Origin of the sequence: Mycolicibacterium insubricum, assembly GCF_010731615.1 — a bacterium.
Classification (GTDB): domain Bacteria; phylum Actinomycetota; class Actinomycetes; order Mycobacteriales; family Mycobacteriaceae; genus Mycobacterium; species Mycobacterium insubricum.
The window spans coordinates 4,441,041-4,464,224 of sequence record NZ_AP022618.1 but is presented as its reverse complement, the minus strand read 5'-3'; the positions used below and the strand labels follow the sequence as shown (position 1 = coordinate 4,464,224).

The following is a 23,184-nucleotide window of genomic DNA, read 5'->3' as shown; positions in this document are numbered from 1 at the left end:
GAAGGGCCACCGCATGCCCGCCAGTGACACCACCGATCCGCGCGTGCTTTTCGATGTCGACTATGAACAGCGCATCGCCACCATCACGCTCAACAGCCCCGAGCGGCGCAACTCCTACGACGCCGCCATGCGTGACGCGCTGGAGCGCTGTCTGGACGCGGTGGCCGAAGACGACGATCTGACGGTGGTGCTGCTGCGCGGCGCCGACGGCGTGTTCTCCACCGGCGCCGATATGAACAACGCCTACGGCTGGTACGGGGACAAGGCCGAGAAGCCGGCGGACGCCGCGGCCGTCCGCAAGTCCCGGCCGAGTCAGCGCCGGCGACTCACCGTGGACCGCAAGACCTTTGGCTTCTACCACAACCTGATGGGGTTCCCGAAGGTCACCGTGGGGGAGATCAGCGGCTACGCCCTGGGCGGCGGCTTCGAGATGGCGCTGATGATGGACATCGCCGTGGTCGGCCGGGATACCCGGCTCGGCATGCCGGCTACCCGATTCCTGGGCCCGGCGCTGGGCAGCCTGCACATGTTCTTCCACCGGCTCGGTCCGGTGCTGGCCCGGCGCATGCTGCTCACCGGCGACATCATGACGGCCGGTGAAATCGAGCATCTGGGTATTTTCACCGAAACCTGCGCTCCGGAGGCGGTTTCCGCACGCGCCCGCTACTGGGCGGAGAAGACCGCCAAGATGCCCGCCGACGGCGTGGTGATCGCCAAGGAGGCCTTCCGGCTGGTCGAGCAGAGTCAGGCGTATCAGACCGAAGAGGTCTGCAGCTACCTGTTCCACGCCTACGGCACCAACCTGCAGTTCGCCCCCGGCGAGTTCAACTTCGTCAAGACCCGCGCCGAGCACGGCACCCGCGAGGCGTTCCGGTTGCGCGACGAGCACTTCCACGTGTCCGAGCCCGAGGTTTAGTCTCCGGTTTGTCGCGGGTGATCCCGGCTTCTCTCCGGCTCCGCCGGCACTCGCTGCGCTCGCGCCAACTCCGCCTTCGCTCGCCGAATCACCCGATCAGCGCCTCGGCGTGGTCGAGGATGCACTCCAGCCCGTACTCGAAGTTAGCGTCGTCGGCGGCGCCGATGCGCCGGCCGGCCTCGCCGAACCGGGCGAGCACCGGTGCCCGGGACGGTTCGATGGTCCAGGCCTCCTCGAAATCACCGGGCCCGCCGTCGATCTCGCGGTTCTTCTCGTAGAGCCGGTGCAACACCACCGATCCGCGGACGTGCAGAGACACCGCGGAGTAGGTGTCGAACGCCTGCTCAGGGGTCAGGCCGGCCTCGACCAAGCCCTCGATGGCACGCTCCACCTCCTGCATGCCGAGTGCGGCCGCGCGCGGCGACAGCGCCGAGCGGATCAGGATGAGATCGGTCAGGATCGGGCTGGCCAGAAACGCCTGGCGGATCGCGCGCGCGTGATTGCGCAGCGTCTCGCGCCAGTCACTGGCCTCCACGTACGGGCTCTCCACGGCGAACTGCGCCAGCGCGCGGTCGGTCATCGCGTTGAGCAGATCGTCCTTCTTGCGGAAGTACCAGTAGATGCTGGTCACCCCGACGCCCAGGTGTTTGCCGAGCAGCGGCATGCTGAGGTTGTCGGTGCCGATCTCCTCGGCCAGCCGGAACGCGCCCTCGATGATGTCGTCGGGGTTGATGGACCCGCGTTCGCGCCGTTGCCGCTTGACGGTCGCCTGCTTTGCCACGCGGGCACCTCCCAGTCCGAAAATGGTCTACGGTAAAGCGTATCGTAACGACGACGGCGGTATTGGTGTCTGCCGATCGGATCCAGGAGGCCGCGATGGCGCGTGCGGCAGACGCCCGGGACTGGGCCCGGACGGGACTGCGGGGTATCGGCAATTCCCTCTACACGCCGTTTGCCGGCGTCGACGGTGAGGATATCGACTGGGACGCCTACCGCGAACTCGTCCGTTACTGCGTCGCCGATCTGCGGCATCCGATGCTGTGGTGCACCAGCGGGGTGGCCGAGTTCTGGTCGCTGAGCATCGCCGAGCGCAAACGCCTGCTGGAGGTGGCCGTCGAGGTGGGCCGGGCCGCCGATTCCGACCTCGTGGTCCAGGCCTGCACGGCGGCGACCTCGGTCCAGGACTGTCTGGAGCTGACCCGGCACGCCCAGGAGGTGGGCGCCGACATCGTCTACATCCAGACCCCGATGATGGAGACCCACGGCGGCGAGGGCACGCTGCGGTTCTTCCGCTACATCGCCGACCGCACCGACATCGCGCTGGGCATGTTCAATTCACCCTCCTCGGGCTATGTCCTGAGCGCTGCCGAGAGCGCCCGGATCTACGACGAGATCCCGGCGGTGTGCGCCACCAAGGAGGGGGCGTTCCGGCCGCGCAACTCGCGTGCGCTGCACGCGCTGGCGCCCGATCTGGTGATCTGGGAGTGCGACCTGCTGGTCTACCGGGCCGGCTGGCTGCGCGAGGGCATCGTCGGGCCGGCTCAGCTGGGCACCGTCGGCTATTTGCACGAGACCCCGCAGCGGCCGATCTTGTCGCAGTACTGGGAGCTGGTGTACGCCGACCGTCTCGGAGAGGCCGTCGAGCACGCCCGGGTGACCGGCATGGACCGTTTCGAGATGGAGATCGGGTCCTGGTTCACCTGCTACCCCGGCCGGCCCGACTACTTCACCCACTGGGGCGGGGCGTTCAAGTACGCCGCCGCGGTGCTGGGGCTGCCGGTCGGTGACCATCCGGATTCCCGGCCGCCGCAGGCGCCGCTGCCCGCTGCGGCGAAGGCGCAGATCGAGCGGGCCTACCGGAACCTGGGATTGGTCTGAAACATGGTCCTGAGCTGGTGGTTCGCCACCGGCCCCGGGCCGCCTCCGGACGGTTGCGGAATGCTGTACCGATAGGTATACAGTATGTATTACACGCGCCGTGTGTGCGACCGTCGATCAGCGCAGGAGACCGACCAGATGGGCATCGCCGACGAACAGGCCGCCGGCACCGAAGCGGTGCTCTACGAGGTGCGCGAGTCCGGCGTGGCGGTGCTGACGTTCAACCGTCCCGAACGGATGAACGCCTGGGGCAACGCCCTGTCCACCGGCTTCTACCGCTGCATCGAGGACGCCGAGGCGGACCCCGCGGTGCGCGTCATCGTCGTCACCGGGAAGGGACGGGCGTTCTGCGCGGGCGCCGACATGGGCAACCTGGACTCCATCTCGGCGACCACCGTTGAATCCGCCGGCAAGACCGACGTCAGTGCCCTCGTCGCCGCCAAGCACCCGTACTTCCTGACCCAGTTGCGCAAGCCGGTCGTCGTCGCCATCAACGGGTCGATCGCCGGGATGGGGCTGTCCCAGGCGCTGTTCGCCGACATCCGGTTCGCCGCCGCCGGCGCCAAATTCACCACCTCGTTCGCCCGGCGCGGGCTGATCGCCGAGTACGGCATCTCCTGGATCCTGCCGCGGCTGATCGGTTGGGGGGCGGCCACCGAACTGCTGTTGAGCGGGCGGACGTTCTACGCCGAGGAAGCCGCCGAACTCGGCCTGGTCACCAAGGTGCTGCCCGCCGCCGAATTGATGGACCACGTACTGCAATACGCCGACGACATGGCGCGCAACTGCTCGCCCACCTCGCTGGCGGTGATGAAGCAGCAGCTCTACGCCGACGCCGCGGTCGGCATGGTGGAAACCAGCAACAAGGCAGAGAAGCTCATGCACGATTCGATGCAGCGCACCGACTTCATCGAGGGCATCACCGCGTTCTTCCAGAAGCGGCCGCCGAACTTCCCGCCGCTGATCGCGGCCCAGGACTGAACAGCACCGAAAGGACGCAGAAATGACCACCTTGGAATCGCGGCCGGCCCCGGCGAAACTGGACTACCTGGCCATCGACGTCGACAACCACTACTACGAACCCATCGACGCGTTCACCCGGCACCTGCCCAAAGAGTTCCGCAGCCGCGGCGTGCAGATGGTGGCCGACGGCAAGCGCACCCTGGCGGTGTTCGGCGGCGTGGTCAACCACTTCATCCCGAACCCGGTTTTCGACCCGATCATCGAGCCCGGCTGCCTGGACCTATTGTTCCGCGGCGAGATCCCCGAGGGGGTGGACCCGGCCTCGCTGATGAAGGTGGACCGGCTCGCCGATCACCCCGAGTACCAGAACCGCGACGCCCGGGTGAAGGTGCTCGACAAGCAGAATCTGCAGACCGTGTTCATGCTGCCGACCTTCGCCTGCGGGGTGGAGGAGGGCCTCAAGCGCGACATCGAGGCCACCATGGTCTCGCTGCACGCCTTCAACCTGTGGCTCGACGAGGACTGGGGCTTCGACCGCCCCGACCATCGCGTCGTCAGCGCCCCCATCATCTCGCTCGCCGATCCCGAAAAGGCCGTCGAGGAGGTCGATTTCGTGCTGAGCCGGGGCGCCAAGCTGGTCTGTGTGCGTCCCGCCCCGGTGCCCGGGCTGGTCCGGCCCCGCTCGCTCGGCGACCCGATCCACGACCCGGTGTGGGCGCGGCTCGCCGAAGCCGGCGTCCCGGTGGTCTTCCACCTGTCGGACTCCGGATACATGGCCATCCCGGCGCTGTGGGGCGGCAGCGGCGTGTTCAAGGGCTTCGGCAAGCGCGACCCGCTGGACATGGTGATCATGGACGACCGCGCCATCCACGACACCATCGCCTCGATGATCGTGCACCAGGTCTTCACCCGCCACCCCAAGCTCAAGGTGGTCAGCATCGAGAACGGCTCCTACTTCGTCTACCGGCTGATCAAGCGGCTGAAGAAGTCGGCCAACAACGCGCCGTACCACTACAAGGAAGACCCGGTTGAGCAGTTGCGCAACAACGTGTGGATCGCGCCGTACTACGAGGACGACGTGAAGCTGCTCGCCGCGACCATCGGCGTGGACAAGATCCTGTTCGGCTCGGACTGGCCGCACGGTGAAGGACTGGCCGACCCGACGTCCTTCACCGCCGACATCCCGCAGTTCCCGGAGTTCAGCCACGAGGACACGCGGATGGTGATGCGCGACAACGCGTTGACCCTGCTGGGCCCGAACTTCGTGCTCTCCGACTGAGGGGCGACATGCCGGAATGGACGGTCGGGGCGGTACTCGACGAGATTGCGTCGGTGGCGCCGGATCGGGTGATGACGGTCTCCGGCGACCGTCGCAGCACCTACGGCGAAACCGCCGAGCGCACGCGTAGGCTGGCGAACTTCCTGGCGGAGACGGGATTCGGCGCGCACACCGAGCGGGCCGACCTGGCGAACTGGGAGTGCGGGCAGGACCGGATCGCGCTGATCATGTATAACGATCAGTACCTGGACATGGTCATCGGCGCGACCAAGGCGCGAGTGGTGCCGGTCAACGTCAACCACCACTACACCCCGGGTGAGGTGGCCGAGCTGCTGGCCTACCTGAAACCGCGCGGGGTGATCTACCACCGCGGGCTGGGCGCCAAGTTCGCCGACGTGCTGCCCGGCGTCGGTGAACTGCTGATCAGCGTCGAGGACGGCAGTGGCGCACCGCAACTGCCCGGTGCCGTCGCACTGCAGGACGCGCTGGCCGCCGGCGAGCGCGACGCCGGGATCGAGCCGTCCCCCGACGACCTGATCATGGTGTGTACCGGCGGGACGACGGGCCGGCCCAAGGCGGTGATGTGGCGGCAGGGCGACGCCTACGTCAACTCGATGAACGGCGCCGACCATGACAGCCCCGCCGAGATCCACCAGAAGATGGCGTATCAAGGGCCGCCCTGGTTCGCGGTATCCCCGCTGCTGCACGCGGCCGGACTGTGGACCGCATTCGCCGGGGTGCTCAACGGGCTGACCGTGGTACTGCATGACACGGCAAAGCATTTCGATGCTCGCGACGTGCTGGACACCGCGGCGCGCGAGGGTGTCGGACTGATGACGATGGTCGGCGACGCCTACGCAGGGCCCATCGCCGAGGAGCTGGTGCGCGGTGACTACGACCTGTCGGCGCTCTATGCGATCGGCACCGGCGGCGCCGGCACCAATATCCGTAACCAGGAGGCGTTGCTGGCGCAACTGCCCGCCATCACGTTGATCAACGGGTACGGATCGTCGGAGACCGGCAACGTCGGGTTCGGCCGCAGCCAGGTGGGCGCGCGCACCGACACCTTCACCTTCCGAGACGGCGGCCGGGTGCTGTCCGAGGACTACTCGCGCTTCCTGGAACCCGGCGACCCGGAGATCGGCTGGGTCGCGCGCACCGGCCGAATCCCGCTGGGCTACTTCGACGACCCCGGCGCCACCGAGAGAACCTTCCCGAGCGTCGACGGCATCCGGCTGGTGATCGCCGGGGACCGCGCCGCACTGGAGGCCGACGGCACCCTGCGGCTCTACGGCCGCGATTCGCTGGTGGTCAACACCGGCGGCGAGAAGGTGTTCGTCGAAGAAGTCGAGGAGGTGCTCCGCGCGCGCCCCGGCATCGCCGACGCACTGGTGGTCGGCCGCGACAGCGACCGCTGGGGCCAGGAGGTGGTGGCGCTGATGGCCCTGGAACCGGGAACCGAACTCGACACCGAGGGGCTGCGCGAGCACTGCGCACAGACGCTGGCCCGGTTCAAGGTCCCCAAGGAATTCATCGTCGTCGACGCAATCCGGCGACTGGGCAATGGCAAGGCCGACTACCGGTGGGCAAAACAACAAGCGATGCAAGGGAATACATGTCAGCACCACGACGCGTGATCGACTGCCTGGTCAACGTGCACTTCGGCGAGACCGCCGTACAGCCGCAGTTCATGACCAAGGTCCGCGATGACTACTTCAAGGGCCCGGCGTCGATGTTCGACCCGGTGGAACTGAACGAACTGCTCGACGAGATGGATGCCAACGGCGTCGAGAAGGCCGTGCTGATGGACAGCCTGGCCAAGCCGTCGGTCACCGCCCGCTCCTTCGTCGATCAGCGACCGGACCGGTTCTCACTGGCCATGGGCGGGGTCAACCTGCTGCGCCCGGTCGCCCAGTTGCGCGAACTCACCGCCCTGGCCGCCGACTTGCCCATCACCTACGCGGTGGTGGGACCCAGCTTCTGGGGTGACGGCCAGTATCCGCCCAGCGACGCCGTGTACTACCCGCTGTACGCCAAGTGCGCCGAGATCGGGCTGCCGCTGTGCGTCAACACCGGGCTGCCCGGACCGCCGATCCCGGGTGAGGTGCAGAACCCCATCCACCTCGACCGGGTGTGCGTGCGGTTCCCGGAGCTCAAACTGTGCTTGATCCACGGCGCGGATCCCTGGTGGGACATCGCGATCCGGATGCTGATCAAGTACCGCAACCTGCGTCTGATGACCTCGGCGTGGTCGCCGAAACGACTGCCTGCCGAGCTGCTGCACTACATGCGCACCCGGGGCACCGAGAAGATCATCTTTGCCTCCGACTGGCCGGTGCTACGACAGAACCGCGTCGTGCCCGAGGCCAATGCGCTCGACCTCCCGCCGGAGGTCCTGGACAACTACCTCTACAACAATGCCCAGCAGTTCTTCTTCGAGACCCAGGAGCAGTGACCGGATGGATCGCTTCGAATTGCGCAGGCTCGACTACAGCCTGACCGAGGACCACAAGGACCTCATCGCCGCCTACCGGCAATTCTTCGACACCCACTGCTCGATCGAGACGGTCTGGGCTGCAGAGGAATCCGGATTCGACAAGAGCTTGTGGGAGCGACTGTGCGCGATGGGCGCCAGCTCGATGGCGCTGCCGGAGTCCGCCGGTGGTGACGGCGCCACCCTGGTCGACCTGACCCTGGTCGCCGAGGAGATTGGCCGCGCCGTGGCCCCGGTGCCCTGGATCGAGCACGTCTGCGCGGCCCGACTGGCCGCCCGACTCGGCGTCGCCGATCCCGAAATCGTTTCCGGAGCACGGATTCTGGGACTCGACGTGCGCGCCGAGCGGCCCGGGGGACCACGGTTGATCGGTTCGGGCGCGGTGGCCGAGGAGATCATCGTCGCCGACGGCGACGAGGTGGTGCTGCTGGGCTACGACACCCGGGCACCCCGGGTGGACAACCTCGGCCGGCTGCCGATGGCCTGGATCGACCCGGCGACCGCCGATCACCGCAGCGTGCTCGCCGCGGGCGAGGAGGCGCTGGCCGAATACGCCCGGGCGCTGGACGAATGGCGGATTCTGACCGCCGCCGCGCTGGCCGGCCTGGTGGAGCAGACCATGACGGTCGCCGCCGAATTCGCGAAGACCCGCTACACCCTCGGGGTGCCGATCGGGACCCTGCAGGCCATCTCGCACCCGCTGGCGAATATGGCGATCGTCGTGCAGGGCGGGCGCAACCTGTCCCGGCGAGCAGCCTGGTTCCTCGACAACGAGCCCGACGAGCGACCCGAACTGCCCGGCTGCGCCTTCGTCTTCATGGCCGCCGAGGCCGCCCAGGCCGCCACCATGGCCGTGCACATCCAGGGCGGGCTCGGGGTGTCCACCGAGGCCGCGGCGACCGCCTACCTGGTGCGGGCGCGCGGCTGGCCGCTGGTCGCCGGGGATCCCGGCCAGACCGCCCAGGCCGTCGGCCGGATCATCGCGCAACGGGAATCGGCCGGCGACCCGGCCCCGGCAGCCTAGGAGCAAGAGCATGGACTTCAGTAGCGTCGTACTGGACGCCGAAGACACCGAATTCCTGGTCAACAGCCGGGAATTCCTCTCCGAGCACGTCACCGAGGAGGTGCGCCGCCGGGACCGCGAGACCGGCGACAACTTCGACGAGGACGTGCACCTGGCCCTGGGCAAGGCCGGCTACCTGGAACAGGAGTACCGCACCAAAGCCGGCGCCGGTTTCTCCCGGATCCGCCGCCGCATCTGGGAACTGGAGAAGCGCCGGGTGCACACCCCGTGGGTGACCTGGGGGACCACTCAGCTGGTGGCCCACGCGGTGGAGATGTTCGGCAAGCCCGAAGTGGTCGCCGAGGTGCTGCCGAAGGTGTTCTCCGGAGAGGTCCGGATGTGCCTGGGCTACACCGAACCCGAGGGCGGCTCGGACATCGCCACCTGCAAGACGCGGGCGGTGCGCGATGGCGACGCGTGGGTGATCAACGGGTCGAAGATGTTCACCACCGGCGCGCACAACTGCCAGTACGTCTTCCTGATCACCAACACCGATCCGGATGCGCCCAAGCACAAGAGCCTGTCGATGTTCCTGGTGCCGCTCGACCTGCCCGGCATCGAGATTCAGGGCCTGCGCACCATCGACGGTGACCGCACCAACATCGTCTACTACAGCGATGTTCGGGTGGACCCGAAGTACCTACTCGGTGAGGCAGGAGGCGGCTGGACCGTGCTGCGCGGACCGCTGGACGCCGAACACGGGGCGGTGGCCTCCGACGCCGACGGCTTGGCGGACCCGGCGATCATGGCGCACCAGGCCGGCTTCATGTCCGCCGCGCTGGACGCGGTCGCCGCGGTCGCCGACGTCGACGACGACTCCGTGGCCTACCGGTTGGGCCGCAGCGCGGCGAAGCTGGAGGCCGCGCTGTCCACCCCGAGCATCTTCGGCCGGGTCGCCCAGGCACAGGCCATGCGCGATATCGGGCCCGACCTGATGGACATCTCCGGTGCCGCGTCGGTGCTGCCGATCGAGACCCCGGGAGCCGCCGACGGAGGCACCTCGGAGTACCTGTACCGGTTCGCCCCGCTGGCTGGCATCTACGGCGGTTCCCTGGAGGTTTTCCGCAACATGATCGCCCAGCACGTGCTGGGTTTGGGGAAGCCGAGCTACGGATCGGTCCCACCGAAGTAAGGTTAGGCTATGCAATAATCTCCGCCATGACGGCACCCGTATGGATGGCGCTCCCACCGGAGATTCACGCGACGCTCCTGTCGACCGGCCCGGGCCCCGGATCGCTGCTTGCCGCGGCGACCGCCTGGTCGAGCCTGAGTGCCGCGTACGCCAGCACGGCCGCCGACCTCGTCGCGGTACTCGACGCGGTGGCCGCCGGATCCTGGGACGGTCCCAGCGCGGCGGACTACACCGCGGCGCACCTGCCGTATCTGGCCTGGCTGGAGCAGGCCGGGGCAAACGCCGCGGCGTCGGCGGCGGCGCACGAGACGGTGGCCGGCGACTACACGGCGGCGCTGGCGGCCATGCCGACCGTGGCCGAGATCGCGGCCAACCACGTCATTCACGGGGTTTTGCTGGCCACCAATTTCCTGGGCATCAACACCGTTCCGATCGCGGTCAACGAGGCCGACTACGTCCGGATGTGGGTCCAGGCCGCCACCACCATGTCCGTCTACGACACGGTGACCACCTCCGCCGTCGCAGCCAACCCGCAGACCACCTCGGCTCCGGCCATCCTGGCCGCCGACGGAGTGTCCAATCCGCTGCAGTGGTGGTCGGACCTGGTTGCCCCGCTGGTCAACGGGAACGATCTCATCGCCCAGCTGTTGTCGGGCTCGGAGCACTTCTCCAGCATGTGGACCATGCTCAAGCGGATGATCCTCGACCCCATCAACACCTTCGGCGGGGTGATCCAGGCGATTCAGGACGGTGGTATCGGCGCGCTGTTCAGCCCCGAGTGGATCCCGATGTTCTTCGTCTTCGCCTACACCGCGACCTTCGCCCTGATGGGCACGCCGCTGTACGCCCTGGCGGCGACGCCCGGGCTTGCCGCCATCCCGATCGCCCTGGGCCTGGCGTCAATAGCGCCGGTGGTGGATACCCCGCCTGTGGACGTGCTGCCCGAGGAGGTCGCCGTCGGGCAGGGCCAGCACTGGCCGCTGGCTGGGCTGACGGCGACTCCCGCGCCCGTCGCGGGCCTGCCGTCGGCCCCGCAGGCCCCGGCCGCTCCGTCGGCGCCGGCACCCGTCCCGGCGGTGCCGGCACCGCCGGCGGCCACCGGCGTCGAAGCCTTGGCCTACGCGGTCGGCGGCGGCGGCCCGTGGACGAGTTTCGGTTCGGGTCAGCGCAACCGGCTCGACGCCGAGGCGTCGGCGTCGGCGAGCGCGCCTGCCGCGGCCGCGGCCGCCGCTGCGGCATCGGCGGCGCGACGCAAGGCGCGGGCCAAGCGGCGCCAGAGCGGCAATGCGACCGAACGCGGGTACCGCTATGAGTTCATGGATGCCGAGGATTCCGAACCGCGGGCGCCGGAGCCCGCACTCGTCGGTACGGGCGTGACGACGCAATCGGCCGGGCGGTTCGGTGCGAGCGGAACCACAAGTGCACCAGCCGGATTCACCACCCTCGGTGCCGAGGAGCACGCGGCCCCGGCCGCACCCATGTTGCCCACCGACTGGTCGCAAAGATAGATCAGGCGGGCCCGCCATCGACGACGTCATCGGCGGAGCTCTATGCACAGTTCGCCGGCGATCCCGGCTCAGGCGATGGCGCCGGACTCCTTGAGCTCGGCGATCCGGTCCCAGTCCATGCCGATGTCCATCAGCACCAGCTCGGTGTGCTCGGAGGCCTGCGGTGCGCGGGTGGTCTCCAGCGGTTCGTGGTTGAACTGCACCGGGCCGCGGACCACCTTGAACGGCTTGCCGCCGTCGGCGGCCTCCACCTCGACCACCATGTCGTTGGCCAGCGCCTGCTCGTCGGTGCCCAGATCGACCAGGCTCTGGAACGGCGCCCACTGGCCTTTCATGGTCTTCAGATGCTGACGCCAGTATTCGAACGGCTTGGCACGGATCGCCTCGGCGACGATCTGCACCCCTTCCTCGGCGTTCTGGATCAGCGGCATCACGTCGTTGAACCGCGGGTCGTCGGCCAGCTCGGGCAGGCCCAGATGCTCCCAGGTGTCGGCGATATAGCCGGTCGGGCTCACGATGCACAGGTTGATCACGCCGTCGTCGGAGGTCATGTAGTTGAACATGAACGGGTTCACCGAGGCGGTGGCATCCGGCATGAGCGAGCGCATGGTCTCCCCGGACTCCATACCGTGGGTGACACTTGCGCCGGCGGCCCACCACGCGGTGGAAAGCAGTGACACGTCGATCTCGACGGTTTCCCCGGTGCGGTCCCGGTGGAACAGCGCCGCGGCGATACCGCCGGCGATGTTCATCCCGCCGATCGAGTCGCCGAAAGCCGGAATACCCTGGGACAGTGCGCCCTTGATGGCTTCGGGAGTGAATGCGTGCCCGATTCCGCTGCGGGTCCAGAACGCGGTGCCGTCGAAACCGCCGGTGTCGCGCTCGGGTCCCTTGTCCCCGTAGGCGCTACCGCGGGCATAGATGATGTTCGGGTTCACCGCGCGGATGTGCTCGACGTCGAACTTGTTGCGCTGCCGCTGCGAGGGCAGGTAGTTGGTCAGGAACACATCTGCGGTCTTGGCGATCTCGTAGATGACCTCCTGGCCCTCGGGGGTCGAGATGTCGATGCCGATGCTGCGCTTGCCGCGGTTGGGGTGCTCCATCAGCGGGTGCCGGTCGGCTTGCATCTCGAAACCGCCCATGTAGAGGAACCCGCGCTGGGTGTCACCGCGCACCGGGTGCTCGACCTTGATCACATCGGCACCCCAGTCGGCCAGGATCGCCCCGGCGGCCGGTACGAAGGTGAACTGCGCGACCTCCAGCACCCGAACACCCTGCATCGGCTTGTACACGCCCAACCCGCCTTCCGTCGTGATCTCCCGGCTCAGGCCGGATGACCGATCGTCTTGATCTCCAGGTATTCCCGGAAACCCTCGTCGCCATTGCGCCGACCCAACCCGCTCTGGCGGGTACCGCCGAATGGGCTGGTGAGCCCGAAGTGGCTGCGGCCGTTCACGGTGACGTTACCGGTGCGCAGTCGCCGGGCGAGGGCAAATGCCCGATCGTTGTCCGCGCTGGACACCTCGCCGGACAACCCGTAGATGGAGTTGTTGGCGATCGCGACGGCCTCGTCGTCGCTGTCGTAGGGGATCACCGTGAGCACCGGCCCGAAGATCTCCTCCTGGGCGACCTGGCTGTTCGGGTCCACATCGGCCAGCAGCGTGGGCTGGGTGTAGTAACCCACCGGCAGCTCCTCCGGGGTCCCGCCGCCGGTGACCAGCCGGGCGCCGTCGTCAATGCCGCCGCGGATGAGCCCGAGGACCTTCTGTCGTTGCGCTTCGCTGATCTGCGGGCCCTGCAGGATCGCCGGGTTCCACGGATCGCCGACCGGAGTGGCCTCCATGGCGGCCTTGAGAATCTCGATGCCCTCGTCATAGCGACTGCGCGGCAGCAGGATCCGGCTGGCCATGATGCACGCCTGCCCGGACATCACGCAGGCGACCATGGCGGCCATCGGCAGCACCCGCTCGAGCTTGGCGTCCTCGAGCACAACGTGGGCGGACTTGCCGCCGAGCTCCATGATGGTTTTCTTGACCGTCGGGGCGGCCGCGGCCAGGATGGCGCGGCCGGTGGCCGTCGACCCGGTGAAGGTGATCATGTCGACCCGCGGGTCGGCGCTCAGTGCCGCACCGACCGCGTTGGCGTTGGAGGTCACCACGTTGAACACCCCGGCAGGGATGTCGGTCTCCTCGGCCACGATGCGGCCCAACTCCGATCCGGACCACGGGGTCAGCTGGGCCGGTTTGAGTACGACGGTGTTGCCCGCCATCAACGGTGGGATCGTCTCGGCGATGTTGAGGTAGAACGGCACGTTCCACGGGGTGATCGCGCCGACCACACCGACCGGGTCGAACGCCAGGGTGCGCCGCGCGGTACCCATCACCGCCTGGTGCACGCCGGTGTCCACCAGGTAGTCGAAGTCGCGGCCGTAGTCGGCCCAGTGTTTGACCTCGGCGATCGGGTCCTCGATCTGGCTGCCGGTGATGCTGATCGGGCAGCCGACCTCGGTGACCACGATACGGCGCAGCCGCTCGGAGTTGCGTTCCAACGCCATGTGCAGCTGCATCAGGCAGTGGTGCCGGAACGCGATGTCGCGAGACCAGTCGGTCTCGTCGAAGGCGCGCCGGGCGGCGGCGATCGCGCGGTCCATATCGGCCACAGTGCCGTCGGCGGCGGTGCCGACGACCTGTTCGTTGCCCGGGTGGATCACGTCGAACTGCGCGCCACCGGTGGCGCCGGTCAGCTCCCCGCCGACGAACATCCGCGGGTCGCCCGCGAGAATCCCGGTGTCACTGGTGGTTTGGGTCATCGACGGTCAGCTTCCGGTTGCGGTCAACTGGGGCGGTCGCACCGCGTCGGGGTCGGGGTTGGTGATCGGTAGGCCCATGAACCGCCGGGCGTTGTCGCCCATGAAGTCGTAGGTGCGCCGGCGGTCCATCCCCTCGGCGTAGCGCCAGAAGCCCTTGGGCTCGGCCAGGCCCTCCGGGTGCGGATAGTCCGAGCCGAACAGCACCTTGTCCCAGCCGACGGTGTTGACGACGTCGGAGACGCAGCCCTCCCAGAACGGGCTGACCCAGATGTTGCGGCGGAACACCTCGTGCGGATGCTCGGGGAAGTTCTGCGGCATCTTCTTGTAGAGATCCTCGAAGTCGTTGAACAACGGGATGATCCAGCCGCTGCCGTTCTCCACACTGGCGATGCGCAGCTTCGGGAACCGGGTCAGGGTGCCGTGGCAGATCAGCGCGGTGATCATGTCGGCGATCTCCCGGTGGCCCAGCACCATCCACCGGAACGCGCTCTGGGTCATGAAGTTCTGGGTGTAGGGCGGCTCCCACTTCCCGACGTAGTCGTCCAGCGGCGGGAAGCTCGCGTGCAGCACGATCGGCAGTCCGGCGGCCTCCACGTCACGCCAGAACGGGTCGAACTCCGGCAGGGCGGGGGAGCGCCAGCCGTGCAGCCCGTTGACCGGGCCGGGCTTGATCAACGCCGCCTTGGCGCCGTTCTCCAGCGCCCAGGCCAACTCCCGCTGCGCCGCGTCGACCTCGGAGAGGTTGATGATCGGGGTGGTGAACACCCGGCCGGCGTAGTTGAAGCCCCAGTGCTCCAGGATCCAGGCGTTGAGCGCATGGATGATGGCCAGCGTCAGCTGTGGGTCGTCGGCGCTGGAGTGTTCGACCAGGCTGCCCAGCGTGGGGTAGTTCAGCGCCTCGCGCACACCCTGGCGGTCCAGTTCGACGATGCGGTCGGCGGGGTTGCGGGTGGCCGGAGGCGCGTCGATCGCCTTGCCCTGCATCTCGCGCAGGGTCAGGCCCTCCACGTTTTCCCCGGCGAAGAACTTCTCGTGCGCGCCGGGCGCGGCGACCCGCTCGAAGGTCGGGTTGGGGATGAAGTCGGTGACCCGATTGTTGATCACCACCCGGGTCTGCCGGCCGATCTGCGCGTACTGCACGGCCCGCGCGTACTGCTCCGGCAGGTACTTCGTCAGCGCGTCGGACGTCTCGTACATGTGCTGGTCGGCGTCGAAGATCGGCGCATCCCGGAACTGCTCAACTGGCTGTGTCATAGCTGCCTCCCTGTGGCCCACCCGAACCGCACTGAAAACACTACCGTAAGGTATTCGGGTATGGCCACACCGTCGCTATCGGGCACGACGATGTTCATCTCCGGCGCCAGTCGCGGGATCGGCCTGGCGATCGCCAAGCGGGTGGCCGCCGACGGCGCCAACGTCGCGCTGATGGCCAAGACCGCCGAACCGCACCCCAAACTGCCCGGCACGATCTACACCGCCGCCGCGGAAATCGAGGAGGCCGGCGGGCACGCGCTGCCGATCGTCGGGGACATCCGCGACAGCGATGCGGTCGAGGCCGCGGTCGCGCGCGCGGCCGAGCAGTTCGGCGGCATCGACTTCTGCGTGAACAACGCTTCGGCGCTGAACACCGATCCGGTGCTCGGCGTGTCGATGAAGAAGTTCGACCTGATGAACGGCATCCAGGTCCGTGGCACCTATGCGGTGTCCCGGGCCTGCATCCCGCACATGCGGGGGCGGTCCAACCCGCACATCCTGACCATGTCACCGCCGATCCGGACTGAACCGAAATGGCTGACCCCGACCGCCTACACCATGGCCAAGTTCGGTATGAGCCTATGCGCGCTCGGTCTGGCCGAGGAACTGCGGGAGTGGGGCATCGCGTCGAACACGCTGTGGCCGCGTACCTCGGTGGCCACCGCGGCCATCGCGAACCTGCGCGGGGAAGGCCCGATGCGCCAGTCGCGCAAGCCCGAGGTCTGCTCGGATGCGGCGTATGCGATTTTCACCAGGGCCGCCACAGAGTGCACCGGCAACAGCTTCCTGTGCGAAGACGTGCTGTTGGAGGCCGGCATCACCGACCTGTCGGTCTACGACTACTGCCCGGGAACCGAACTGCGGGTGGACATGTGGGTCGATTCGGCCAACCCGCCGGGCTACCGGCAGTCCTGAGACGGTCCGCTCAGAATCCGCGGAAGCTGACCTGCTGGTCCAGCGGGATGCGGGGCCGCTCGAAGTTGTTAATCGGCCGGGACTCGTCCCGGTACCCGATCGCCATGCCGCAGAAGAAGATCTGCGTGGCGTCGTCGACGCCGATGTGTTCCTTGATCAGCCGGGCGTGACTGGACAACGATTCCTGCGGGCAACTGTCCAGGCCCTCCTCCCGAAGCAGCAGCATGACGGTCTGCAGCCACATCCCGACGTCTGACCACTGCGGGCGGTCCATGATCCGCGGCAGATGGCACAGCAGCAGGACCGGAGCCCCGAACCCGACCAGGTTCTGCCGGCGAAACGCCGTCCGCGCGGCCTCGTCATCGCGGTCGATACCCAGCGCGGCGTACTGCGCGGCACCCAGGGCCACCGTGCGGGCGGTGTACTGCGCCCCGACATCGGGCGGCACGATCGGATACTCCGCCGGTTCCTGCGGGGTGGCGACAGCCAGCTTCTCCTGCAAAGCGCGCAACGGCTCACCGGTGAGAACGGTGGCCTGCCAGGGCTGCAGGTTCGATCCCGACGGGCAGTAGCGGGCCTTGTCCAGCACGCGGGTGAGAACTTCGAGCTCGACGGTCTTGGGCACGAACGCGCGAATCGCACGACGGCCGGCGACCGCGTCGGTGACCGACATGGCCGTCATCGGACTCCTCGGTGTGTGGGCGGCGGGAACCGTCAGACTACGCCGCCGTCCTGACCGGGCTCAGCGCGTCAGAACGGCCGCACCCGCGGTACCCGGCGCCCCGTACAGCTGGGTGAAACCGACCCGCGGATTGCCCGGCACCTGACGGTCACCGGCCTGGCCGCGCAACTGCCGCACGATCTCGTGGATCTGCCGCAGGCCCGACGCACCGATCGGCTCGCCGTTGGCGATCAGCCCGCCGTCGGTGTTGATCGGCATGGTTCCGCCGATCTCGGTCACGCCGTCGGCCACCAGCTTCTCCTGGTCGCCGTCGGCGCAGAATCCGCACTCGGCCATGTGGATGATCTCCGCGCCGGCATCGGTGTCCTGCAACTGGATCACGTCGACGTCCTCCGGGCCGATGCCCGCCCGCTCGAACGCCGCGCGGGCGGCAAACACCGTCGGCGCCGGGACCTCCTCGACCGGACCGAAGGTGGTGTTCACTTCGTAGGCCCCGTAGGTGCGGGTACGGATCTCCACCGAGCGCAGGTAGACCGGGGTGTCGGTGTAGCGGTGCGCGATGTCGGCACGGCACATCACCACCGCGGCCGCGCCCTCGTCCGGCGCGCAGAACATGTACTGGGTCAGCGGGTAGTTCAGCATCGCCGAATCCAGGATGTCCTGTTCGGAGATCTCCTTGCGGCGGAAAGCATTCGGGTTCAGCACGCCGTTGCGGAAGTTCTTGTTGGCCACCTTGGCCAGGGTCCGCTGGGAAATCCCGTGGGTGTGCAGATACCGGTTGGCCTTCATGCCGAAGAACTGGGTGGTCAGGTACTGGCCGTTCTCGGCGTACCAGCGCGGCATGCCCACCAGCGCGGGGTCCTCGGTGAACGCACCCTTGGGATGTTTGTCCAAGCCGACGGCGATGCCGATGTCGTAGTCGCCGAGGCGGATCCCGTCGGCGCAGGCCTTGGCGGCGCTGGCGGCCGTCGCGCAGGCGTTGAAAACGTTGGTGAACGGGATCCCGGTCAGGCCGATCATCCCGACGATGGCGTCCGGGTTGGCGACCGTCCAGCTGCCGCCCGCCGCGGCCTGGATGTCGCTCCACTGTAGGCCGGCGTCGGCGACCGCCGCGAGCATCGCGTCCACACCCATCTGCATGGCCGTCTTCTCGCCGAACCGGCCGAACGGGTGCAGGCCCACGCCGATGATCGCCACGTCGTGCACGCAGGTTCTCCCTTGAATTGGCTGTCCAACCGTAATAGTTACAGTAGCCTATCCCGCGTGGTGCCCGTCGTTGAGCACAAGGCCACGTTCTGCCGCATCTGCGAACCGCTGTGCGGGATGATCGCCACCGTCGAGGACGGTCGGCTCGTCGCGCTGCGCCCGGACAGGGAGCATCCGCTCTCGGCCGGTTTCGCCTGCCCCAAGGGCATCGCGTTCTCCGACGTCATCAACGACGAGGACCGGGTTACCACACCGTTGCGCCGTGGACCCGACGGGTTCGAGCCGGTGGACTGGGACACCGCGCTCGACGACATCGCCGCGCGGCTGGCCGCGATCCACCGCCGGGACGGCTCCGGCGCGATCGGCTGGTACTTCGGCAACCCCGCCGCCTTCAGCTACTCGCACCTGCTGGCGGTGTTCCCGTTCGTCAAGGGACTGGGTCGCCGCACCCACCTGTTCACCTCTTCCTCCCAGGACACCAGCAATCGGCTGCTGGCCAGCCAGCTGCTCTACGGCGCACCGCTGTCGGTGCCCATCCCGGACCTGCCGCGCACCGACCTGCTGATCATGATGGGATCCAATCCCGTTGTCTCACACGGCAGTTTCCTGACCACCCCGCGTATCAAGGACCGGATGTCCGATATCGTCAAACGCGGCGGTCGGGTGGTCATCCTCGACCCGCGGCGCACCGAGACTGCCGCGGCGTTCGAATGGCAGCCGATCGCCCCGGATGGCGACGCCTACCTGCTGCTGTCGCTGCTGCAGGTGCTCTTCGCCGAGAACCTGGTCGACGAGCAGAAGGTCGGCACCCAGGCCCGGGGACTGGACTGGCTGCGCGAGCAGTGCGCCGGGTTCACCCCGGAGGCCACCGCGGCGCGCACCGGCATCCCACCGGACACCGTCCGGGCGCTGGCCCGGGAACTGGCGGGCACCGAGCGCGCCGCCGTCTACGGGCGGTTCGGCACCTGCGTGGGCCGCCATCCCACCCTGACGGCCTACCTGATCGACGTGGTCAACCTGGTCACCGGGCATCTCGACGTCCCCGGCGGCAGCGTCTTCGCCACCATGGGGGCACCGGGCCAGCGCGCCTCGATGGCGTTGATGGGCGCGCTACTGCGGCGCTCGTACCGGCGCCGCCGGTCCCGGGTCGGGGGATTCCCGCAGGTGGTGGGGGCGGAGCCGGCCGCGATCATGGCCAAGGAGATCGCCACCGGCGGCCGTGACCAGATCCGCGCGCTGTTCGTCAGCGCCGGCAATCCGGTGCTGTCGGTACCCAACGGCGACGAGTTGGAGTCGGCGCTGGAGGGGCTGGAGCTGATGGTGGGGCTGGACCTCTACGTCAACGAGACCACCGCGCACTGCGACTACGTGTTGCCGGTGACCACCATGTACGAGCGTGACGACTTCGCGCTGGTGTTCCAGAACTTTCAAACCACCCCGTTCCGGCAGGCCACCGAGGCGGTGGTGGCGCCTTACGGGCAGTGCCGCAGCGAGTGGGACATCATCGCGGGGCTGACCGGGCGGCTGTGGCGGCGCACGCCGATGCTGGCGGTGCTGGCCGGGTTGCGAGGGCTGCTGGGCCGGCGCTGGAATCCCCGCCCGCTGGTGGACGCGATGATCCGCACCGGAACCGGCGGTGACCGGTTCGGTCTGCGCCGCGGTGGGCTTACCTTCAACCGGCTCACCCGGGAGTTCCCGCACGGCGTGGTGGTCGACGAGTACGTGCGCACGCCGATGCTGGGGTCGCTGGTGGCCTACCGAGGCGCGCGGATCCGGTTGGCGCACGTCGGGATCGGTGCGCAGATCGCAGCCGCGGCGGCCCACCGGGACGATCCGGATTTCCCGATGCGCCTGATCGGTATGCGCCAACCCCGCTCGGAGAACTCGTGGATGCACAACTCCCAGGTACTGATGGGGCCGGCACTGCGCCGCGGCGGCACACCGCAGGTCGCGGTGATGCACGCCGGGGATGCCGAGCGGGCGGGGATCGCCGATGGTGACCTGATCCGGATCACCTCGGCCGCCGGAGCGATCGAGATCCCGGTGTCGATCACCGAGGACATCGTCGGTGGGGTGGTGGCGGTGCCGCACGGCTTCGGCCACGGCGGCACCGGCGGGTGGCGGCTGGCCAACCGGGTCGGCGGGGTGAACGTGAACCGGCTGAATTCCACCGACATCGCCGATATTGAACCGTTGGCCGGGATGTCGCGGCTCAGCGGCGTGCCCGTGCGGGTCGAGCCCGCGTAGCCGTGTGACCGGCGATTCGGGGGTGTGCCGAACGCTGGCGTCGAGTTGCTGGACTACGCTACTGTAATCATTACAGTTGATCGTCCCGAAGGGACCTGCGAGAAAGAGGGGCCGGTGGCCGAACCGGGGAATGACCGCGTCGGGCTGGGGGCGATCCTGGCTGCCCAGCGGGGCGCATTCGTCGCCGACGGGCCGCCGCCGCCGGCCGTCCGGCACAACCGGATCGACCGGCTGTCGGCGCTGCTGCTGGAGAACACCGAGGCGTTCGCCGAGGCCATGGGCGCGGACTTCGGCACCCGGTCCCGCTCGGCCTCGTTGTTCACCGAGATCATCGGCATCCTGCCGCTGCTGGAATACACCCGCTCCCACACCGCCACGTGGATGAAACCCGGCCGGCCGATGCGCGGGGACCGGCTGTTCGGGCTGCGCGCCGAGGTTCAGCCCAGCCCGCTCGGGGTGGCCGGCATCATCGGTCCCTGGAACTTCCCGGTGCACCTGGTGGTGCTGCCGGCCGCCGCCGCGTTCGCCGCCGGGAACCGGGTGATGATCAAGATGTCCGAGATCACCGCGCGCACCGGTGAACTCATGGCCGAGCTGGCCCCGAGGTACTTCGACGAAACCGAACTGGCCGTCGTCACCGGGGGACCCGAGGTCGCCGCGGAATTCGCCGGGCTCCCCTTCGACCACCTGTTCTTCACCGGATCCCCGGAGGTCGGCAAGCGGGTGCAGGCCGCCGCGGCGGCCAACCTGGTGCCGGTCACCCTGGAACTCGGCGGTAAGAACCCGGTGGTGGTGGCACCCGGCCAAGGCCACGCCGACATCGAACGCGCGGCCGCCCGGATCGCGACGGCCCGCATGGTCAACGGGGGCCAGGTGTGCGTCTGCCCGGATTACGTGCTGGTGCCCGACCAACAGGTCGACCAGTTCGTCGCGGCGGCGCTGGCCCGGCTGCGCGCCATGTTCCTCAGCATCGTCGACAACCCGGACTACTGCTCGTCGGTCAACGAGGCGAACTTCGACCGGGTCGCCGGACTGATCGAGGACGCCCGGGAACGGGGCGCCCGGGTGGAATCGGTGACCCCGCCGGGCGAGACGCTGCCCGACCGGGCCACCCGCAAGATCGCTCCCACCATCATCCTCGACGTGGCCGACGGCATGCGGATCGCCGAGGAGGAGGTGTTCGGTCCGGTGCTCGCGGTGCTGGGCTACACCGACCTGCAGCAGGCAATCGACTACGTCAACGCCCGGCCCGCGCCGCTGGTGTCCTACTGGTACGGCCCCGATGACGGCGCGTTCCGCCGGTTCGTACGCAACACCCGGTCCGGCGGTGTCGCCCGCAACGACTTTGCCGCGCAGATGATTCCGGCCGGGGCCCCGTTCGGCGGGGTCGGCCGCAGCGGTACCGGCGCCTATCACGGCAAGGCCGGGTTCGATGCGTTCAGCCACTACCGGACGGTGGTCGGCAGCGACCTGCCGTTCTCCATCACCGGCAGCGCGGCACCGCCGTTCCGGCTGCCGATGCGGCTGTATGCCGATACCGCGCTGGCGCTGGCGCGCCGTAAGACGCGGCGCCGGCTCAAACGATCCGGGGACAACCGAGGGGCAGGTACGCAGCGATGACCACGACGGCAGTGGTGTTCGACCCGTTCTCGCAGGACTTCTTCACCGATCCCTACGAGACCTACGGCCGGATGCGTGACGAGGCGCCGGTCTACTACAGCCCGGAATACGACTTCTACGCGTTGACCCGCCACCAGGATGTGGCCGCCGCGTTCAAGGACCACGAGACGTATTCGTCGGCCTACGGGGTGGACCTGGCGCAGGTCCGCAAGGGCGAGGTGACCAAGCACGGCGGGATCATCGCCATGGACCCGCCGGCGCACCGGCGGATGCGCAGCCTGCTCAACAAGGTCTTCACCCCGCGCGCTATCGAGGCCCGCCGCGACCTGGTCACCTCGACCATCGACCGGGTGCTGTCCCAGGTCGATGCCGACGGATTCGACTTCGTGCAGGACTTCTCGGCGCTGTTCCCGGTCGAGGTGATGACCATCATGCAGGGCGTGCCGGAACCGGAACGCCAGCAGATCCGGCTGTGGATCGACGATCTCCTGCACCGTGACCCGGGTCAGGTGGAGATGGGTGAGGGCGGGCTGAAATCCGCCATTGACATGTCGGTGTACTACTACCAGCTGATCAAAGCGCGCCGGGACGACCTGGGTGACGATCTGCTGAGCAAGCTGATCACCTCCGAGATCGAACGCGAAGACGGCGAGATGACGCCGTTGAACAACCTGGAGATCACCGAGTTCGCGTTGCTGCTCGGCGGTGCCGGCGCGGAGACGGTGACCAAGCTGCTCGGAAACGCCGCGGTGGTGTTCTGGCGCAATCCCGACCAGTGGCAAAAGCTGCTCGACGATCCCGGCAAGGTGCCGCTGGCCGTCGAGGAACTGTTGCGCTACGAAGCCCCGGCGCAGTACAACGTGCGCCGCTCGATGCGCGAGGTCACCCTGCACGGCGTGACGATCCCGGCCGGCAAGCCGGTGTTCCTGGTCGGCGGCTCGGCCAACCGGGACCCGCGGGACTGGACCGACCCGGACGCCTTCGACATCGACCGCGACCGCGCGCAGGCGCAGAACCTCGGCTTCGGCTACGGCATCCACAGCTGTCTGGGAGCGGCGCTGGCCCGGATGGAAAGCGTTGTGGCGCTACAGAAGATGCTGGAATTCATGCCGCGCTACGAGGTCGACTGGGACGGCTGCCGGCGGGTGAACATGCAGAACGTCGCCGGCTGGAGCAACGTGCCGGTGCGGGTACTGCGTTAGCCCGTGAGCGTCGTGG

The 23,184-nt window shown here is 68.3% G+C and carries 19 protein-coding genes; 13 read left to right on the top strand and 6 right to left on the bottom strand.

All coding sequences use genetic code 11. From position 1 onward, the window contains the following. Positions 1 to 13 precede the first annotated feature (13 nt). Positions 14 to 916, top strand: coding sequence for an enoyl-CoA hydratase/isomerase family protein (locus tag G6N16_RS20990; RefSeq protein WP_083030416.1), 903 nt, complete (start codon positions 14 to 16; stop codon positions 914 to 916). Positions 917 to 1,004: 88 nt separating this feature from the next. Here G6N16_RS20990 and G6N16_RS20985 read toward each other — a convergent pair whose 3' ends face one another. Next, positions 1,005 to 1,697 (bottom strand): TetR/AcrR family transcriptional regulator, encoded by a 693-nt coding sequence (locus G6N16_RS20985; protein WP_083030415.1) that lies wholly within the window; start codon positions 1,695 to 1,697, stop codon positions 1,005 to 1,007. Positions 1,698 to 1,792: 95 nt separating this feature from the next. On the opposite strand from G6N16_RS20985, the gene G6N16_RS20980 reads away from it, so the two are divergent. The 8 genes from G6N16_RS20980 to G6N16_RS20945 all read left to right on the top strand — a co-directional run bounded on the left by G6N16_RS20980 (position 1,793) and on the right by G6N16_RS20945 (position 11,233). Continuing rightward, positions 1,793 to 2,794 carry a dihydrodipicolinate synthase family protein gene (locus G6N16_RS20980; protein WP_083030451.1) on the top strand — a complete coding sequence of 334 codons (1,002 nt, stop codon included), beginning with the start codon at positions 1,793 to 1,795 and terminating at the stop codon, positions 2,792 to 2,794. A gap of 138 nt (positions 2,795 to 2,932) precedes the next feature. Beyond that, complete coding sequence (locus G6N16_RS20975) at positions 2,933 to 3,775, top strand: enoyl-CoA hydratase (protein ID WP_083030414.1); 843 nt, start codon at positions 2,933 to 2,935, stop codon at positions 3,773 to 3,775. A 22-nt stretch (positions 3,776 to 3,797) separates the two neighbouring features. Beyond that, complete coding sequence (locus G6N16_RS20970; protein ID WP_083030413.1) at positions 3,798 to 5,036, top strand: amidohydrolase family protein; 1,239 nt, start codon at positions 3,798 to 3,800, stop codon at positions 5,034 to 5,036. An 8-nt stretch (positions 5,037 to 5,044) separates the two neighbouring features. Beyond that, positions 5,045 to 6,673, top strand: a complete 1,629-nt coding sequence (locus G6N16_RS20965) for an AMP-binding protein (RefSeq protein ID WP_083030412.1) — start codon at positions 5,045 to 5,047, stop codon at positions 6,671 to 6,673. Continuing rightward, positions 6,652 to 7,491, top strand: a complete 840-nt coding sequence (locus G6N16_RS20960; protein WP_083030411.1) for an amidohydrolase family protein — start codon at positions 6,652 to 6,654, stop codon at positions 7,489 to 7,491. Before G6N16_RS20965 ends, G6N16_RS20960 begins: the two co-directional genes overlap by 22 nt. A 4-nt stretch (positions 7,492 to 7,495) precedes the next feature. Next, positions 7,496 to 8,554, top strand: coding sequence for an acyl-CoA dehydrogenase family protein (locus G6N16_RS20955; protein ID WP_083030410.1), 1,059 nt, complete (start codon positions 7,496 to 7,498; stop codon positions 8,552 to 8,554). Between the two features lie 10 nt (positions 8,555 to 8,564). Then, positions 8,565 to 9,725, top strand: coding sequence for an acyl-CoA dehydrogenase family protein (locus tag G6N16_RS20950; protein ID WP_083030409.1), 1,161 nt, complete (start codon positions 8,565 to 8,567; stop codon positions 9,723 to 9,725). Between the two features lie 26 nt (positions 9,726 to 9,751). Continuing rightward, positions 9,752 to 11,233, top strand: a complete 1,482-nt coding sequence (locus G6N16_RS20945) for a PPE family protein (RefSeq protein ID WP_083030408.1) — start codon at positions 9,752 to 9,754, stop codon at positions 11,231 to 11,233. Between the two features lie 68 nt (positions 11,234 to 11,301). Here the strand turns inward: G6N16_RS20945 and G6N16_RS20940 are convergent, their stop codons facing one another. The 3 genes from G6N16_RS20940 to G6N16_RS20930 are packed head-to-tail and all read right to left on the bottom strand — an operon-like array spanning position 11,302 to position 15,296. Beyond that, positions 11,302 to 12,513 carry a CaiB/BaiF CoA transferase family protein gene (locus G6N16_RS20940; RefSeq protein ID WP_083030450.1) on the bottom strand — a complete coding sequence of 404 codons (1,212 nt, stop codon included), beginning with the start codon at positions 12,511 to 12,513 and terminating at the stop codon, positions 11,302 to 11,304. A gap of 44 nt (positions 12,514 to 12,557) precedes the next feature. Next, on the bottom strand, positions 12,558 to 14,042 hold the full coding sequence (locus G6N16_RS20935; RefSeq protein ID WP_083030407.1) for an aldehyde dehydrogenase family protein: 1,485 nt from the start codon (positions 14,040 to 14,042) through the stop codon (positions 12,558 to 12,560). 6 nt (positions 14,043 to 14,048) lie between these two features. Continuing rightward, complete coding sequence (locus tag G6N16_RS20930; protein ID WP_083030406.1) at positions 14,049 to 15,296, bottom strand: amidohydrolase family protein; 1,248 nt, start codon at positions 15,294 to 15,296, stop codon at positions 14,049 to 14,051. A gap of 60 nt (positions 15,297 to 15,356) precedes the next feature. Between G6N16_RS20930 and G6N16_RS20925 the strand changes: the two genes are divergently transcribed. Further along, complete coding sequence (locus tag G6N16_RS20925; protein ID WP_083030405.1) at positions 15,357 to 16,211, top strand: SDR family oxidoreductase; 855 nt, start codon at positions 15,357 to 15,359, stop codon at positions 16,209 to 16,211. Between the two features lie 10 nt (positions 16,212 to 16,221). Here the strand turns inward: G6N16_RS20925 and G6N16_RS20920 are convergent, their stop codons facing one another. Continuing rightward, positions 16,222 to 16,893 (bottom strand): nitroreductase, encoded by a 672-nt coding sequence (locus tag G6N16_RS20920; protein ID WP_197913114.1) that lies wholly within the window; start codon positions 16,891 to 16,893, stop codon positions 16,222 to 16,224. Positions 16,894 to 16,953: 60 nt separating this feature from the next. Further along, positions 16,954 to 18,099, bottom strand: coding sequence for a thiolase family protein (locus G6N16_RS20915; RefSeq protein WP_083030404.1), 1,146 nt, complete (start codon positions 18,097 to 18,099; stop codon positions 16,954 to 16,956). Positions 18,100 to 18,156: 57 nt separating this feature from the next. On the opposite strand from G6N16_RS20915, the gene G6N16_RS20910 reads away from it, so the two are divergent. The 3 genes from G6N16_RS20910 to G6N16_RS20900 all read left to right on the top strand — a co-directional run bounded on the left by G6N16_RS20910 (position 18,157) and on the right by G6N16_RS20900 (position 23,168). Continuing rightward, on the top strand, positions 18,157 to 20,346 hold the full coding sequence (locus G6N16_RS20910; RefSeq protein WP_083030403.1) for a molybdopterin-containing oxidoreductase family protein: 2,190 nt from the start codon (positions 18,157 to 18,159) through the stop codon (positions 20,344 to 20,346). 153 nt (positions 20,347 to 20,499) lie between these two features. Continuing rightward, positions 20,500 to 21,966, top strand: a complete 1,467-nt coding sequence (locus G6N16_RS20905; RefSeq protein ID WP_083030448.1) for an aldehyde dehydrogenase family protein — start codon at positions 20,500 to 20,502, stop codon at positions 21,964 to 21,966. Continuing rightward, positions 21,963 to 23,168, top strand: a complete 1,206-nt coding sequence (locus G6N16_RS20900; protein WP_083030402.1) for a cytochrome P450 — start codon at positions 21,963 to 21,965, stop codon at positions 23,166 to 23,168. The genes G6N16_RS20905 and G6N16_RS20900 overlap by 4 nt, the downstream gene beginning before the upstream one ends. The last annotated feature ends 16 nt before the right edge of the window (positions 23,169 to 23,184 follow it).

Coding starts and splice junctions, on each gene's coding strand:
- G6N16_RS20990 (WP_083030416.1), top strand. CDS start 14: ATGCCCGCCAGTGACACCACCGATCCGCGCGTGCTTTTCGATGTCGAC.
- G6N16_RS20900 (WP_083030402.1), top strand. CDS start 21,963: ATGACCACGACGGCAGTGGTGTTCGACCCGTTCTCGCAGGACTTCTTC.
- G6N16_RS20955 (WP_083030410.1), top strand. CDS start 7,496: ATGGATCGCTTCGAATTGCGCAGGCTCGACTACAGCCTGACCGAGGAC.
- G6N16_RS20950 (WP_083030409.1), top strand. CDS start 8,565: ATGGACTTCAGTAGCGTCGTACTGGACGCCGAAGACACCGAATTCCTG.
- G6N16_RS20975 (WP_083030414.1), top strand. CDS start 2,933: ATGGGCATCGCCGACGAACAGGCCGCCGGCACCGAAGCGGTGCTCTAC.
- G6N16_RS20935 (WP_083030407.1), bottom strand. CDS start 14,042: ATGACCCAAACCACCAGTGACACCGGGATTCTCGCGGGCGACCCGCGG.
- G6N16_RS20980 (WP_083030451.1), top strand. CDS start 1,793: ATGGCGCGTGCGGCAGACGCCCGGGACTGGGCCCGGACGGGACTGCGG.
- G6N16_RS20960 (WP_083030411.1), top strand. CDS start 6,652: ATGTCAGCACCACGACGCGTGATCGACTGCCTGGTCAACGTGCACTTC.
- G6N16_RS20925 (WP_083030405.1), top strand. CDS start 15,357: ATGGCCACACCGTCGCTATCGGGCACGACGATGTTCATCTCCGGCGCC.
- G6N16_RS20965 (WP_083030412.1), top strand. CDS start 5,045: ATGCCGGAATGGACGGTCGGGGCGGTACTCGACGAGATTGCGTCGGTG.
- G6N16_RS20920 (WP_197913114.1), bottom strand. CDS start 16,893: ATGACGGCCATGTCGGTCACCGACGCGGTCGCCGGCCGTCGTGCGATT.
- G6N16_RS20940 (WP_083030450.1), bottom strand. CDS start 12,513: ATGCAGGGTGTTCGGGTGCTGGAGGTCGCGCAGTTCACCTTCGTACCG.
- G6N16_RS20930 (WP_083030406.1), bottom strand. CDS start 15,296: ATGACACAGCCAGTTGAGCAGTTCCGGGATGCGCCGATCTTCGACGCC.
- G6N16_RS20945 (WP_083030408.1), top strand. CDS start 9,752: ATGACGGCACCCGTATGGATGGCGCTCCCACCGGAGATTCACGCGACG.
- G6N16_RS20970 (WP_083030413.1), top strand. CDS start 3,798: ATGACCACCTTGGAATCGCGGCCGGCCCCGGCGAAACTGGACTACCTG.